Origin of the sequence: Escherichia sp. KTE159, from assembly GCF_000408805.1 — a bacterium.
In the GTDB taxonomy this organism is placed as follows: domain Bacteria; phylum Pseudomonadota; class Gammaproteobacteria; order Enterobacterales; family Enterobacteriaceae; genus Escherichia; species Escherichia marmotae.
In genome coordinates this window covers 1,155,790-1,169,011 of sequence record NZ_KE137292.1, presented here as the reverse complement: position 1 = coordinate 1,169,011, position 13,222 = coordinate 1,155,790, and the positions used below count along the sequence as shown (strand labels likewise).

Here is a 13,222-nt window from a genome sequence, read left to right as displayed (position 1 = left end):
GTTAAATAATTCGCGACAATAAATAAGAACAAGGGTCAAAAAAAAACCGGCGCAATGGCCGGTTTCTGTTGTAACTCAAGCTTTCTGGCGAAGAAATTACTTCGCTGCTTGTGGATCGGTGTCGTATTCGGCACAGGTCTGATAGCCGGAGTTGATGACATGTCCGGTATCATCTAACGCGACAAAATAGGTTTCTGCTTTACCATCACGTTGACCCAGGATATAGGTCTGGCAAGTACCACGAGCATGGATCATGCTCACTTCAGACGAAGGTTTACCCGCAATTTGTGCAACCTGCGCCCGGCTCATGCCTTTTTTGACGTCTTTCACCACAGGCTGTACAAACTGGTCTTTGGTACGATCATACGCCGTACAACCTGCCAGCATGGTTAATACCGCCGCTGCACCCAGAATTCCTGCCATATTCTTGTTCATATTTCGTCCTCTTGTTTATCAGCGTGTTAGATAAGCCTGGAATACATCGGGGGCTTTTTCAAGCCTGTGAACGAAACGGCTCCGCTTTCAGAGGATTCCTGTATGACGTTTTAACCGCCATTCAACTTGCTGTCGCTTGTCGTTTCTGTAGCAACGGGTTAGCTTTAAGGAAGTTTTATTTTTTTGTCTGGAGGGGTTCAATGACATTGCAACAACAAATAATAAAGGCGCTGGGCGCAAAACCGCAGATTAATGCCGAAGAGGAAATTCGCCGCAGTATCGATTTTCTGAAAAGCTATCTGCAAACCTATCCGTTCATTAAATCACTGGTACTTGGTATTAGTGGCGGTCAGGACTCCACGCTTGCCGGGAAACTGTGTCAGATGGCGATTAACGAACTTCGTCAGGAAACGGGCAACGAGGCACTGCAATTTATTGCAGTACGCCTGCCCTACGGTGTTCAGGCCGATGAACAGGATTGTCAGGATGCCATTGCCTTTATTCAACCGGATCGCGTATTAACCGTTAATATCAAGGGCGCGGTATTGGCCAGCGAACAGGCACTGCGCGAAGCGGGTATTGAATTAAGTGATTTCGTTCGTGGCAATGAAAAAGCACGTGAGCGGATGAAAGCACAATACAGCATTGCAGGCATGACCCACGGCGTCGTGGTGGGCACCGATCATGCGGCAGAAGCCATTACCGGATTCTTCACTAAATACGGTGACGGAGGCACTGACATTAACCCGCTATACCGTTTGAACAAGCGTCAGGGTAAACAATTACTGGCAGCGTTAGGTTGCCCGGAGCATCTCTATAAGAAAGCACCAACCGCCGATCTGGAAGATGATCGTCCGTCACTGCCGGATGAAGTCGCGCTTGGCGTCACTTATGACAACATTGATGACTATCTGGAAGGGAAAACCGTACCGGAACAGGTCGCCAGAACCATTGAGAATTGGTATCTGAAAACCGAGCATAAACGCCGCCCGCCCATTACCGTTTTTGATGATTTCTGGAAAAAATAACGCAGACATGCTGTGTCAGATATCACCAGTGTTATCGGGCGCAGCATTCTAATAATGAATCACTGAACTTGATCCGGTGAATAGCCTGCAAGCCAGCTAATTTCACTGAACAGCAGTTTGCCTTGCGGTTGTAAAAGCCGCAGGGTGTGCCTGCCATCGTACCAGCATGCGCCCTGGTCGGTAGTCAACAGCTTGTCGCCCAGTTGCCACGCTCCGCTAATAACAAACACCACCCCACCACGTGAGCCAAAAGTGGTGAACGTGCGATCGGCAATTCTGACTTTCGCCTTACAGGCATCAAGGCGCGTCATAATGTTGAAATCCATCGACATCTGCCCTTCGGTCAGTTTTGCTTTTACCACCTGGTCCGCCGCGAAGGCAAAAGGCTGTAACGGTTTTAAGGTATGGCTAAAATGGCCTGCGCTTTCAAGGAGCATCTCGCCACCTTCCAACAGCGTCACACTCCTTTCCATGCCCGGAAACAAAGAAAACTCACCATTTGCGGCAATGGAAGCAATGCTGGCGCGCCAGTAAAAATCACGTTTTGCCGGGGGAAAGCTACAGATTTCGCGAGTTTCACCGGCAGCGTTTCGCCACAGGTTCACCGACATTTTACGCATATCAAAGTATTCCATACTCGCTCCCGACATGCTCTTTTCATTGTTATCGTTCAGGCAACCGGGGATTGTTATCGGCAACTCGGGTGATTTACCTTAGTGGTGATTAGGCTTTTTTTGCAAAAGTTGAACAGCAGAAAAGAAAACCGCCGATCCTGTCCACCGCATTACAGCAAGGTAGTGGACAAGACCGGCGGTCTTAAGTTGTCAGGCTGAAAGATTATTCAGCAGTTGCAGGCATTTTACCCTTTGCCGCAGGGCGTTCTGTCAGACGCTTCTCAAAATTGGCATTAAATTGCTTTTTCTGCTCCGGCGTCAGGATGTTGTAAATCTTGTTCTGGGTTTCCAGGTGCGCCAGCATGTTAGCTTTGCGCTGCTCTTCCATTTTTGCGATCTGCGCTTCAGCTTTTGCTTTGTCGAAGGTATCGCTGGCAATAATGTCATGCATTGCGCGGCGTTCTTCCAGCGGCGGACGTTTCATCTGATCACGCTGACCTTTCATGATTTCGCGGATCTGCTGTTTCTGCGCGTCGGTCAGGTTCAGGTCTTTAAACATCATGTCGTGATGTGGACCAAATTTACCTTTATGGTGCATCATCGGCTTGGCGTCAGCCGGTGCTGCGGTAGTGGTATCAGCGGCATGGGCCAGGTTAGCCGCGCCAAAAGCCAGGGTAGAGGCAACAAACAGTGCAGTTAATTTACGCATATTCAATATCCTTCCTTTCAGTTATTTATTACGGCTTTCTTAAGTAACGTGCCGTGTTGACGAGATTAACTTTACTGACTTTAGCGTCAATTAATCAGAGCAACGGTAAATCAATGAAAGTGTAAAAAACACTTTTGCGCCAATTATGGAGAAAAAAAGAAAATTTGATGGAGAGTGATGAATAAATATTACAACACGCTGATTTTGCAGGAATTATGAAGAACTATACCTGATAGCTGGTGATAATTAAAGCAAATAACCAGGATTAATCCGTATTATTTCATTAAAAACCCAGTAAATACCCGCAGATGATTTCTGCAGGTAAGCATCAGATTATTTGCTCCAGCATTAACCCTGCACGCAATCCCAGCGCCACCAATGGATTAGGGAATAACACATATTCAACATCATGAGTCACCGTAAAGCGTTCTTCGCCATCCTGCGCTAACAACGTCCCCTTCTTAAACGCCGTGAAGTTCAATGTCTCGCTCGCCATATGCAGTTCAAAATCAGTGGAGTGGCGGGTAATTTGCGAAACCACCCGGTAACGTAATGGCGGCTTTTTATCAAAACCGACGCTCATCCCGGATAACAGCGCGGCAATCGCGCTGGACGTTGGCGCAAACTGGCAAAGATCGTTTTGCCCAAACGGCAACGCTTTGCCAAGTTCCAGCGTACACGCCTGGGTGCCAAAATGTTCGGCGCTAAAATGGGTAAACGTGCCGCCAGGCGTCTGGTGAAACACCAGTGCCTCCAGCCCCGCTGCGCCCAGCCACGTCAGAAACTTCTCATCCCAGGGAATGTCACGTTGCGGTAAAACACCAAAACGCGGATGGTATGAACCACGAATTGCGGTATGCAAATCAAGGTGCCAACGAACGGACTCTTTACCCTGTTGATAAAAATCTTCCAGACTCTGTTCCAGTTCGCGGGCGCGACAGGTTTCGCCGCTTTCGGCAAATAGCTGCCAGCGTCCGCCAAACATTCGATTCATATCGCTATGACAATAACGCTTGCCTTGCTTCAGGGCGGGAGGATTTCCGAGGATCGCCAGCAGCCGCCAGCGCAACTGAATCTCACCGTGATAAATTGCCCCAAGCAACGCCTCCAGCATCTCAACAGGTGCCGTTTCATTACCGTGGATCCCCGCTGATATCACCAGCGCACCTTGCGGTGGGGTGACTGGCGTCAGTTCCAGCAGCCCGTCACCCAGCCAGCGCCAGTGGACACCGTTGCTTTCTCTCGCTGTTACGGCTGGTTTTTTACCCGTTAACGTCAGGGCAAGAAAATTATCCATTGCCACTCCCCTCCCGTTGGAACGGGTAAACCGAACCGAGATCCAGCAAACGAGTCAGTGCATCCAGAGCTTCCCTTCCTTCGCGCAGCAATTGCGGATCGGCAAGATCGGCAGCGGTAAGACGATCGCGGTAGTAACGATCCACCCAGTCATTGAGCGCATTAAACTGTGTCTCGTTCATCATCACCGCCGGATTCACCGCCTGACGTTCTTCTGCCGTCAGCACCACGCGCAAACGCAGGCACGCAGGGCCGCCACCGTTTGCCATACTTTCGCGTAAATCAAAAACTTTCAGTTCACTGATCGGGTTATCGGCAACAAGTAATTCATTGAGATAACGCCATACCCCGGCATGTTCCCGACACTCCTGCGGCAGCACCAACACCATCGAACCGTCATCACGGCTCAACAACTGGCTGTTAAACAGATAGGTCGAGACAGCATCCGCTACGGAAACCTGTGCCGACGGAACTTCTATTGCCATAAAGCCGCTCACCCGCGCACACAGATTTGCCAGTAATTGCGCCTGACGGGCGAATGCCTGCTGATGGCAAAACAGCACCTGGCGGTTGCTCACGGCAATCACATCATTATGAAAAACCCCCTGATCGATAACTTCCGGGTTTTGTTGAGCGAAAATTACCTGTTGTGGATTAACCTGATTCAGCCTTGCTACCGCCTCGCTGGCTTCGCGGGTTTGCCGCGCCGGATAACGGGAAGGTCGCGTGCCAGTGCCCTCTTCCCGGCCATAGACGAAAACCTGTATACCCGGATCACCATAGTTACCACTGAGCCGATTGTGGTTTGCCGCCCCTTCATCACCGAGCAGCGCCACTTGAGGCAGTGCCGAATGCACGGTGAATTTCTCTTCATCAATAAAAATGGCTTTTAACAGCAATTCGGTGGTCGGTGCTTCCAGCGAACGGTGAAATTTGTTGTTCAGATTGGCAACCGTCAGGTGCACTTTGCCATCCAGCGTGTCGGCAGAAGGTGCCACCGTCGCCGCATTCGCGACCCACATTGGCGAAGCGGAACTGACACTGGAAAGCCAGTGCGGCGCCTGACGGGCAACTTTTTCCAGCACTTGCTCATCGCTGCCGCTGAATCCCAGTTGACGCAAAACCGGAATAAATGGGCGCTCGTGAGGCGGGATCACCGCCTGCGGGAATCCCGCATCGGCAAGGGCTTTCATTTTCAGCAAGCCCTGTTTTGCCGCCAGTCGCGGGTTAGATACCTGAAAACGGTGGCGGGTAGAAGCTTCATTACCAAACGACAGGCCAGCGTAATGATGCGTCAGCCCCACCAGCCCGTCGAAATTAACTTCCCGGGCGTTCATGGCACCACCTCATCGGAAAAATCCAGCCCGGGGTTAAGCGTAGTGGGCAGCGTTAACGAGTCCGATTCCAGGCTTGCCATCGGCCAGGCACAATAATCAGCGGCATACCATGCACTGGGGCGATGATTGCCGGAAGCGCCTACGCCACCAAATGGTGCAGTACTGGCCGCACCGGTCAGCGGTTTGTTCCAGTTAACGATCCCCGCTCGTGCCTCCAGTAACAGTTGTTCGAATTTTTCCCGCACCGGTGAAACCAGCCCACAAGAGAGGCCAAAGCGAGTGTTGTTCGCCATCTTAATCGCCTCATCGAAGGTGTCATAACGCCAGACACGCAGTAACGGCCCGAACACTTCTTCATCCGGCACACCAGAAATGCCCGTCATGTCAATGATTCCAGGTGAAAGCAGTGAAGTACCTGGTTGCAGTAAGCGTGGCGTAAGCAACGTCCGTCCGCCCATGTTTTCCAGCTCCTGCCAGGCGGTAACAACATGCTGCGCGGCCTGTTCAGAAATCAGCCCGCCGATAAACGGCTGTGGTTCGTCATCCCAGTTGCCCGGTGTTAATCGCTGGCTGACGGCAACCAGGCGAGCAAGAAACGCATCGCCCTGCGCTCCACTTTTCAACAATATACGACGGGCGCAGGTGCAGCGTTGTCCGGCAGTAACAAATGCCGACTGGATAGTCAGATGCACTGCGGCGTCGATATCCGCCACTTCATCAATAATCAGCGGGTTATTGCCGCCCATTTCGAGGGCGAGGATTTTTTCTGGCTGACCGGAAAGCTGACGATGCAACTGGTAGCCAGTGTTGGCGCTACCGGTAAACAGCAAACCATCGAGATCTTCCAGCGCACTCAGCGCCTGACCGGTTTCGCGCCCACCCTGCACCAGATTCAGCACCCCTGGCGGCAATCCAGCCTGCTGCCATAAGCGCATTACCGCTTCGCTGCTCCACGGTGTCAGCTCACTGGGTTTAAAGATAATTGTGTTGCCTGCCAGCAACGCCGGAACAATATGCCCGTTAGGTAAATGCCCAGGAAAATTGTACGGACCAAACACCGCCAGCACGCCGTGTGGGCGATGGCGTAAGCTTGCCGCCCCATCTGGCATTTCACTGCGCTGATCACCCGTGCGCACGTGATATGCCTTGATTGAAATAGCAATTTTATTAATCATCGCCGTCACTTCGGTTGCCGCCTCCCAACGCGGCTTACCCGTTTCTCTGGCAATAATCGTCGTTAATTCAGCTTTATTGCTTTCCAGCAGTCCGGCAAATCGTTCAACTCTTACCTGACGATCGCCAAAGGAGAGCCGCGCCCAACGCGGAAACGCTGCGCGAGCAGCACGACATGCCAGCGCCACCTGAGCAGCATCGGCATCATTGCCTTGCCATAAAACGTCGCCAGATACCGGATTACGCTTCACGCGCAGCGCACCCAGGCCCGTCACCCAGTCGCCGTTGATCCATAAAGTCATACTGTTTTCTCCTCTGCGCACAGGCGTACCAGACGAACGTGATCCCCGGCATGACACTTGAGAGCGTCCAGTTGTGCGGCGGTTAAAATCAAACGCTCGGTAGCCGGATCGCTACGCACCAGCACCACGCGGAAATGATGATAATTTTCATTGGCGACCAGACAGGCCGGAAAATCGCCCTGTGCGGGTTGCCCTTCTGCCACTTCCACCAGCCGGCTTTTGCGCATGGCGCGAACGCGGTCGATGTCACACTCCAGCGTCGGCCCACCGTCGAAAATGTCGATATAGTTGCGGTAGCGAAAGCCCTCTTTTTCCAGCACCGCCCGCGCGGGTGCCGTTTGCGGATGTACCTGACCGATAACGTCTTGCGCTTCCTGGGATAAAAAGTCCGTATAGATCGGATGTTTTGGCATCAACTCAGCAATAAATGCCTTTTGACCAGTACCGCAGAGAAAATCGGCTCGGCTAAAATCCATCGAAAAGAAGCGTTTACCGAGGCTTTGCCAGAACGGCGAATAGCCGTGTTCGTCAATCACCCCACGCATTTCGGCAACCACTTTGTCGTTAAACTTGTCGCGAAAGGCTGCCATAAACATGAAGCGAGATTTCGACAACAAATAGCCGTTGCCCTCTTTGCGCCAGTCCGGATCGAGAAACAGCGTGCACAATTCGCTACTTCCGGTGTGATCATTACTGAGAAAAAGCGTCGGTAGCGCGTTATAAACATTCAGCTCTTTCGAAGCATGAACCAGCGTGCCGACGCGATAGTTGTACCAGGGATCGTTTAGCCCAACAGCCACCTCAATGGCGCAAATGCCCGCCACCGTACCTGTTTCACTCTCTTCCAGCACGAACACATAACCCTGCTCACTTTTGGGTAATTCGCCTTGCCATGTTTTGATGGCTCTATCGATACGCGCCGAAAGTGTGGCTTCATTGGCAGGAAGCGACGTTAAACCGCCGCCCGTTTTACTGGCAAGTTGCATTAACGCCGCGACATCGCTGCGCTCAACGGGACGAATGACCATCATGATGAACCTCGGCTAACAACGCGTTCACAGGCCAGCGCAAAGCGATCCAGCCCGGTAGCCATATCTTCTTCGCTGACATTCAGCGCCGGAGCAAAACGCACCACGCTGCCGCCCGCAATCAGCACCATCACGCCTGCTTTTGCCGCTTCCTGAGAAATCTGTTTCGCTTGTCCGGCATAGTCGGCATTCAGAACACAGCCAATCAGCAGACCCAGTCCACGAATTTCACTGAACAAACCGCAGCGATGATTAATAGCGTTAAGCCGCTCAACAAACCCGTCGTGGCGCTGTTTGACGCCATTACGCATTTCCGGCGTATTGATAAGATCCAGCACTTTGCCCGCCACTGCTGATGCCAGCGGATTACCGCCATAGGTGGTGCCATGGGTGCCAACGGTCATCACGCTGGCGCACTCCTCCGTTGCCAGCAGCGCACCAACGGGGAAACCGCCGCCCAGCGCTTTGGCGGTGGTCAGCAGATCGGGGGTTACGCCGTAGTGCATATAGGCATACAGTTCACCGGTACGCCCGACGCCGGTTTGTACCTCATCAAAAATCAGCAATGCATTGTGGCGGTCACACAATTCTCGCAGCCCCTGTAAAAACGCTTTGCTGGCTGGCACCACGCCGCCTTCACCCTGCACTGGCTCGACAATTACCGCGCAGGTGGCGTCGTCAATCAGCGCACTGGCAGAATTGAGATCGTTATACGCGGCATGACGGATGTCCGGCGGCAGTGGCGCAAAATCCTGAGAATAGGCTGGCTGGCCACCTGCGCTAACGGTAAACAGCGTGCGCCCGTGGAACGCATTGTTAAACGCCACGATGCCGCTCTTATGGCTGCCGTAGCGGTCATGGGCGAATTTGCGCGCCAGTTTCAACGCTGCTTCGTTGGCCTCCGCACCGGAGTTACAAAAGAACACGCGATCGGCAAACGTCGCGTCGATAAGTTTTTTCGCCAGTCGCAGCACTGGTTCGTTGGTATAGCCGTTACCGGTATGCCAGAACTTACTCGCTTGCTCGTTTAGCGCCTCGCGCAATTCCGGATGCGCATGGCCCAGCGCGTTCACTGCAATGCCACCCGCGAAATCGATATACTCTTTCCCCTGCTGATCCCACAAGCGCGAACCTTCGCCGCGTACCGGAATAAACGGTGCCGGAGCGTAAACAGGTATCATCCATTCATCAAAGTTTTCACGCGTAATTGACTGAGACATAGCGACCCCACAGTAAATAAATAGTTATTTATATGTTAATTATAAGTAATGTTTTCGCTGTAAATGTAGATTGCAGGGTTCGTGCCAGCCAGGGGTAAAATTGCATAAGCGACGGCGGCCAACTGAAAATCAACGAGTTATAACCAACTGATATGCATTTAAAGTGCATATAAAGTGAATACGTTTGCGATACGGATGAATAAAAAGAATAAAAAACGCAATGTTATGCAGAAGTAAAATATAATTCTGGAATTGTGATCATTGACGAAATTTACTGGAAATTACTGCGCCATTCTGACGCAGACCGCACCAAAAGCGGGCATTTTTTGCGCCATCGTTGACATCATTAACAACCATCGATCAAATCACTTAACAACGGGCGGTAAGTACAGCGAATTTCTGCTACCATCCACGCACTCTTAATATGAATAAACGGCAGCGACTATGAAATTTGTCTCTTTTAATATCAACGGTCTGCGCGCCAGACCTCACCAACTTGAAGCCATCGTCGAAAAGCACCAACCGGATGTGATTGGTCTGCAGGAGACAAAAGTTCATGACGATATGTTTCCGCTCGAAGAGGTGGCAAAGCTCGGCTACAACGTGTTTTATCACGGGCAGAAAGGCCATTATGGCGTGGCGCTGCTGACCAAAGAGACGCCGATTGCTGTGCGTCGCGGCTTCCCGGGCGACGGCGAAGAGGCTCAACGGCGGATTATTATGGCAGAAATCCCCTCGCCGCTGGGCAATGTCACCGTGATCAACGGCTACTTCCCACAGGGCGAAAGCCGCGACCATCCAATTAAATTCCCGGCAAAAGCGCAGTTCTACCAGAACCTGCAAAACTATCTGGAAACTGAGCTTAAGCGCGATAATCCGGTGCTGATTATGGGCGATATGAACATCAGCCCCACCGACCTGGATATCGGCATTGGCGAAGAGAACCGCAAACGCTGGCTGCGTACCGGTAAATGCTCCTTCCTGCCGGAAGAACGCGAATGGATGGACAGACTGATCGGCTGGGGGCTGGTAGATACCTTCCGTCACGCTAATCCGGAAACAGCAGATCGCTTTTCGTGGTTTGATTACCGCTCAAAAGGTTTTGACGATAACCGTGGTCTGCGTATCGACCTGCTGCTCGCCAGCCAGCCGTTGGCGGAATGCTGCGTAGAAACCGGCATCGACTATGAAATCCGCAGTATGGAAAAACCGTCAGATCACGCACCTGTGTGGGCGACCTTCCGCCGCTAATTTATCTGCTCTCCTGACCCGCACGAGGTCAGGAGAATTAACCTTGAGAAAAATCAACAAACTGTCAGTAATGATTTGTTGCCTGCCTTCCTTTGTTATACCGTCACTGCGTTTTTAGTTGTCTGACCACTTCTCTATTATCAAGTTTGATATAGGAAACTCTACGATGAACGCTGAGCGTAAATTTCTTTTTGCCTGTCTGCTTTTTGCACTGATAATTTACGCTATCCACGCTTTCGGTTTATTCGATCTGGTCACCGATTTACCCCACTTACAAACGCTCATTCGCCAGAGCGGATTTTTCGGTTATAGCCTCTATATTCTGTTATTCATTATCGCTACCCTCTTTCTGTTACCCGGTAGCGTACTGGTGATCGCCGGTGGAATAGTCTTTGGCCCGTTGTTGGGAACGCTACTTTCGTTAATTGCCGCTACGCTGGCCTCGTCGTGCTCATTCCTGCTGGCGCGCTGGCTGGGGCGTGACTTGCTGCTGAAATACGTCGGTCATAGCCATACTTTTCAGGCTATTGAAAAAGGTATTGCGCGTAATGGTATCGATTTTCTTATTCTGACCCGCTTAATCCCGCTGTTTCCTTACAATATTCAAAATTACGCTTACGGATTAACTGCTATAGCCTTCTGGCCTTTTACCCTTATTTCGGCATTAACTACCCTGCCTGGGATTATTATTTATACCGTGATGGCCAGCGATCTCGCCCGTGAAGGCATTACCGTGCACTTTATTTTAAACCTCTGTCTGGCTGGACTGACGCTGTTTATTCTCGTCCAACTCGCCAAACGCTACGCCCGCTTTAAACACGTGGATCTGACTGCTTCTGACAGCCAACCGCTTACTCACCCTAAAAACGAAGGATAGAACGATGTTGCAACAATATTCAGTGTCATGGAAAAAAGGACTGGCTGCGCTGTGTTTACTGGCAGCGGCAGGGCTTAGCGGCTGTGATCAAAAAGAGAATACCGAGGCCAAAGTGGAATACGATGGGCTTTCGGCCAGTGAGCCACTGCGCGTCGATACACAGGCACATACGGTAACTATGCTGGTGCAAATTAATGGTCGTTTCCTCACCGACGATACCCGTCACGGCATTGTGTTTAAAGACGGCTCCAACGGGCATAAATCACTGTTTATGGGATATGCCACCCCGAAAGCATTTTATGACGCTCTGAAACAGGCCGGTGGCACACCGGGCGAAAATATGACTATGGATAACAAAGAAGCTACCCATGTTGCAGGCAGTAAACTGGATATTTCGGTGAACTGGCAAGGGGCGGCAAAAGCGTATTCCTTCGATGAAGTGATTGTTGATAGTAATGGCAAGAAACTGGACATGCGCTTTGGTGGCAATTTAGCGGCGGCAGAAGAGAAAAAAACCGGTTGTCTGGTGTGCCTGGATAGCTGCCCGGTCGGTATTGTCAGCAATGCGACATACACTTATGGTGCGGTGGAAAAACGTGGCGAAGTGAAATTCAAAGGCAATGCGTCAGTTCTCCCGGCAGATAGCACGCTGGCAACGGTGACCTTTAAAATCACAGAATAAAACATGGATAAAAGATGATGAAGATGCATTCGCGTAAAATCTGGTACTACCGTACAGCCATCATCATCCTGTTGTTCGCTACGCTGCTCGCATGGGCGCTGGTTCCTGGCGTCCATGACTTTATCAACCGCAGCCTTGCGGCGTTTGCCGCTGTGGACCAACAGGGTATAGAACGATTTATTCAGTCTTACGGCACACTGGCGGCAGTTGTCTCATTCTTGTTGATGATTTTGCAGGCCATTGCCGCACCGCTGCCTGCGTTTTTGATCACCTTTGCCAATGCGTCGCTGTTTGGCGCGTTCTGGGGGGGCTTGCTGTCGTGGACCAGTTCGATGGCGGGTGCGGCGCTGTGCTTTTTTATCGCCAGAGTGATGGGCCGCGAAGTAGTGGAAAAGTTAACCGGTAAAACCGTGCTCGATAGCATGGACGGTTTTTTCACTCGCTACGGCAAACATACCATCCTGGTATGTCGGTTATTGCCTTTTGTCCCTTTTGATCCAATCAGCTATGCTGCCGGCCTGACATCAATACGTTTTCGTCCGTTTTTTATCGCCACCGGGCTTGGTCAGTTACCCGCAACCATTGTCTATTCCTGGGCGGGCAGCATGTTAACGGGCGGCACATTCTGGTTTGTTACCGGACTGTTTATCCTGTTTGCCCTGACTGTGGTGATTTTCATGGCGAAAAAAATATGGTTTGAGCGCCAGAAGAGGAATGTCTGATGGGTTTACCGCCGCTTAGCAAAATTCCTTTAATTTTACGTCCGCAGGCGTGGCTACATCGTCGCCATTACGGTGAGGTGCTAAGTCCGATTCGCTGGTGGGGGCGGATCCCATTTATTTTCTATCTGGTGTCGATGTTTGTCGGCTGGCTGGAGCGCAAACGCTCCCCGCTCGATCCGGTGGTGCGATCGCTTGTCAGCGCGCGCATTGCGCAAATGTGCCTGTGTGAGTTTTGCGTAGACATCACCAGCATGAAAGTCGCTGAACGAACCGGCAGCACCGATAAACTGCTGGCGGTGGCCGACTGGCGGCAAAGCCCGCTGTTCAGCGATGAGGAGCGGCTGGCGCTGGAATACGCCGAAGCCGCCAGCGTTACGCCGCCAACGGTAGATGATGCCCTGCGCACCCGACTGGCAGCCCATTTTGACGCTCAGGCGCTCACCGAACTGACGGCATTAATCGGCCTGCAAAACCTGTCGGCCCGTTTTAATTCTGCTATGGCCATTCCCGCCCAGGGACTGTGCCGACTTCCTGAAAAACGTTCTTAA

The 13,222-nt window shown here is 51.6% G+C and carries 14 protein-coding genes; 6 read left to right on the top strand and 8 right to left on the bottom strand.

The genetic code is table 11. The annotated features are described in order from the left end of the window. Positions 1-96: 96 nt before the first annotated feature. Positions 97-435 carry an osmotically-inducible lipoprotein OsmE gene (osmE, locus tag A31E_RS15875; protein WP_001039038.1) on the bottom strand — a complete coding sequence of 113 codons (339 nt, stop codon included), beginning with the start codon at positions 433-435 and terminating at the stop codon, positions 97-99. 200 nt (positions 436-635) lie between these two features. On the opposite strand from osmE, the gene nadE reads away from it, so the two are divergent. After that, a complete protein-coding gene (nadE, locus tag A31E_RS15880; protein ID WP_016248654.1) occupies positions 636-1,463 on the top strand; it encodes an ammonia-dependent NAD(+) synthetase in 828 nt (275 codons plus the stop codon). A 59-nt stretch (positions 1,464-1,522) separates the two neighbouring features. On the opposite strand, the gene ves is transcribed toward nadE, so the two are convergent. From ves to astC, 7 genes are all read right to left on the bottom strand, one after another. Beyond that, positions 1,523-2,098 (bottom strand): environmental stress-induced protein Ves, encoded by a 576-nt coding sequence (ves, locus tag A31E_RS15885; RefSeq protein ID WP_016248653.1) that lies wholly within the window; start codon positions 2,096-2,098, stop codon positions 1,523-1,525. Positions 2,099-2,300: 202 nt separating this feature from the next. Then, positions 2,301-2,786, bottom strand: a complete 486-nt coding sequence (spy, locus tag A31E_RS15890) for an ATP-independent periplasmic protein-refolding chaperone Spy (protein WP_001228965.1) — start codon at positions 2,784-2,786, stop codon at positions 2,301-2,303. A gap of 328 nt (positions 2,787-3,114) precedes the next feature. Beyond that, a complete protein-coding gene (gene astE, locus A31E_RS15895; protein WP_001516299.1) occupies positions 3,115-4,083 on the bottom strand; it encodes a succinylglutamate desuccinylase in 969 nt (322 codons plus the stop codon). Continuing rightward, complete coding sequence (astB, locus tag A31E_RS15900) at positions 4,076-5,419, bottom strand: N-succinylarginine dihydrolase (RefSeq protein ID WP_016248652.1); 1,344 nt, start codon at positions 5,417-5,419, stop codon at positions 4,076-4,078. Before astB ends, astE begins: the two co-directional genes overlap by 8 nt. Beyond that, complete coding sequence (gene astD, locus A31E_RS15905) at positions 5,416-6,894, bottom strand: succinylglutamate-semialdehyde dehydrogenase (protein ID WP_001516297.1); 1,479 nt, start codon at positions 6,892-6,894, stop codon at positions 5,416-5,418. The genes astB and astD overlap by 4 nt, the downstream gene beginning before the upstream one ends. Further along, entirely contained in the window at positions 6,891-7,925 is a 1,035-nt protein-coding gene (astA, locus tag A31E_RS15910; protein WP_016248651.1) for an arginine N-succinyltransferase, read from the bottom strand. Before astA ends, astD begins: the two co-directional genes overlap by 4 nt. Beyond that, positions 7,922-9,142, bottom strand: coding sequence for a succinylornithine/acetylornithine transaminase (gene astC, locus A31E_RS15915; RefSeq protein ID WP_016248650.1), 1,221 nt, complete (start codon positions 9,140-9,142; stop codon positions 7,922-7,924). Before astC ends, astA begins: the two co-directional genes overlap by 4 nt. Positions 9,143-9,586: 444 nt before the next feature. Here astC and xthA point away from each other — a divergent pair, with 444 nt between their 5' ends. The 5 genes from xthA (at position 9,587) to A31E_RS15940 (ending at position 13,222) form a co-directional block, all read left to right on the top strand. Next, complete coding sequence (gene xthA, locus A31E_RS15920) at positions 9,587-10,393, top strand: exodeoxyribonuclease III (RefSeq protein ID WP_000673938.1); 807 nt, start codon at positions 9,587-9,589, stop codon at positions 10,391-10,393. 166 nt (positions 10,394-10,559) lie between these two features. Beyond that, positions 10,560-11,270: a TVP38/TMEM64 family protein gene (locus A31E_RS15925; protein ID WP_016242631.1), complete on the top strand. Its 711-nt coding sequence runs from the start codon at positions 10,560-10,562 to the stop codon at positions 11,268-11,270. A gap of 4 nt (positions 11,271-11,274) precedes the next feature. Further along, positions 11,275-11,952 carry a lipoprotein YdjY gene (ydjY, locus tag A31E_RS15930; protein WP_016248649.1) on the top strand — a complete coding sequence of 226 codons (678 nt, stop codon included), beginning with the start codon at positions 11,275-11,277 and terminating at the stop codon, positions 11,950-11,952. Between the two features lie 14 nt (positions 11,953-11,966). Then, positions 11,967-12,674, top strand: a complete 708-nt coding sequence (locus A31E_RS15935; protein WP_016248648.1) for a TVP38/TMEM64 family protein — start codon at positions 11,967-11,969, stop codon at positions 12,672-12,674. Then, a complete protein-coding gene (locus tag A31E_RS15940; protein WP_000524099.1) occupies positions 12,674-13,222 on the top strand; it encodes a carboxymuconolactone decarboxylase family protein in 549 nt (182 codons plus the stop codon). The genes A31E_RS15935 and A31E_RS15940 overlap by 1 nt, the downstream gene beginning before the upstream one ends.

What these genes read in the sequence shown, in the direction of transcription:
- ves (WP_016248653.1), bottom strand. Translation starts at nt 2,098, where the DNA reads ATGGAATACTTTGATATGCGTAAAATGTCGGTGAACCTGTGGCGAAAC.
- nadE (WP_016248654.1), top strand. Translation starts at nt 636, where the DNA reads ATGACATTGCAACAACAAATAATAAAGGCGCTGGGCGCAAAACCGCAG.
- A31E_RS15935 (WP_016248648.1), top strand. Translation starts at nt 11,967, where the DNA reads ATGATGAAGATGCATTCGCGTAAAATCTGGTACTACCGTACAGCCATC.
- A31E_RS15925 (WP_016242631.1), top strand. Translation starts at nt 10,560, where the DNA reads ATGAACGCTGAGCGTAAATTTCTTTTTGCCTGTCTGCTTTTTGCACTG.
- astA (WP_016248651.1), bottom strand. Translation starts at nt 7,925, where the DNA reads ATGATGGTCATTCGTCCCGTTGAGCGCAGCGATGTCGCGGCGTTAATG.
- osmE (WP_001039038.1), bottom strand. Translation starts at nt 435, where the DNA reads ATGAACAAGAATATGGCAGGAATTCTGGGTGCAGCGGCGGTATTAACC.
- astE (WP_001516299.1), bottom strand. Translation starts at nt 4,083, where the DNA reads ATGGATAATTTTCTTGCCCTGACGTTAACGGGTAAAAAACCAGCCGTA.
- ydjY (WP_016248649.1), top strand. Translation starts at nt 11,275, where the DNA reads ATGTTGCAACAATATTCAGTGTCATGGAAAAAAGGACTGGCTGCGCTG.
- astB (WP_016248652.1), bottom strand. Translation starts at nt 5,419, where the DNA reads ATGAACGCCCGGGAAGTTAATTTCGACGGGCTGGTGGGGCTGACGCAT.
- A31E_RS15940 (WP_000524099.1), top strand. Translation starts at nt 12,674, where the DNA reads ATGGGTTTACCGCCGCTTAGCAAAATTCCTTTAATTTTACGTCCGCAG.
- astD (WP_001516297.1), bottom strand. Translation starts at nt 6,894, where the DNA reads ATGACTTTATGGATCAACGGCGACTGGGTGACGGGCCTGGGTGCGCTG.
- astC (WP_016248650.1), bottom strand. Translation starts at nt 9,142, where the DNA reads ATGTCTCAGTCAATTACGCGTGAAAACTTTGATGAATGGATGATACCT.
- xthA (WP_000673938.1), top strand. Translation starts at nt 9,587, where the DNA reads ATGAAATTTGTCTCTTTTAATATCAACGGTCTGCGCGCCAGACCTCAC.
- spy (WP_001228965.1), bottom strand. Translation starts at nt 2,786, where the DNA reads ATGCGTAAATTAACTGCACTGTTTGTTGCCTCTACCCTGGCTTTTGGC.